The organism is Haematobacter missouriensis (genome assembly GCF_000740775.1).
Taxonomy (GTDB): Bacteria; Pseudomonadota; Alphaproteobacteria; order Rhodobacterales; family Rhodobacteraceae; genus Haematobacter; species Haematobacter missouriensis.
Window position 1 is genome coordinate 1 of sequence record NZ_JFGS01000102.1, and the last position, 848, is coordinate 848.

Below are 848 nucleotides of genomic sequence, written 5' to 3' on the forward strand. Positions count from 1 at the left end.
GGGGCCGGGCTCCTGTCTGCCGGGGATCCAAACTGGGGAATAAGATGGCGAGAAACCGCCTCCAGCTATCAAAGGCAAGACGGCCCCCACATGGATGCAGGCGGGGGGTATAGGAACCTAGTCACAGGGTCTGACGTCCTGCTCTGCTGTCAAGCGCTTGGGATCGCCAACCCGACTTGGAGGCCGCTTGTACGATATACGGAGTACACCCTCCCCGCAGTGGGGGAACCGAAAGGCACGTGGCCATTCCCGGACTACGCCTTTGCACACCCATTCAAGTCGGACATCAACCGCTTCGACAACGCCATCGAACCTTGGGGGATGAGACTGTGGCGCAAGCATTGGGCAACACTGAAATCCCTTCCCCAGATTGGAGTCTGACCCATGCCCACTTATCGCTATTGGCTGAGGGATGCCGGGATATCTTCCAGCAAGCTGACGACCTCCACCGCCCTCGCATCGCTAATGTCTGGGAGGGGGTACAGCGTAAGAATGCTGCATCCCCTTTCTGGAGAGTATACAACTCAAGGGAGCATAACACCCGGCATGCTGGACCACGACCCGTACCCTTCGATCAAGAATGGCGTTCCATACCTTGAGATGGACGGCTGGGTCTATGGGCTGGTCGGGGATACGCAGATCAACAGCAAGCAAAGGCCGGTGACCTTCTCCGGCCCCGCTCACGCGAGTCTCAATGGTATGGCGGTCGAATTCCGCCTCGTCGGCGATGGGGGAGAGGTTGTTACTGGCTGGGTGCCCGCGGGCACGATCAGTAGCGGTGGGTGGAGCGTGACGCGGACTGTCCCGGCCACAAACCATTGGTGCTGGAGAGAGGTGCGGCTGGCCAC

General features: G+C 59.9%; 1 protein-coding gene. It reads left to right on the top strand.

Annotated elements, in window-relative coordinates:
- Positions 1-546 precede the first annotated feature (546 nt).
- A partial coding sequence (locus CG51_RS18820; protein WP_035747664.1) for a hypothetical protein occupies positions 547-848 on the top strand: 302 nt, incomplete at its 3' end.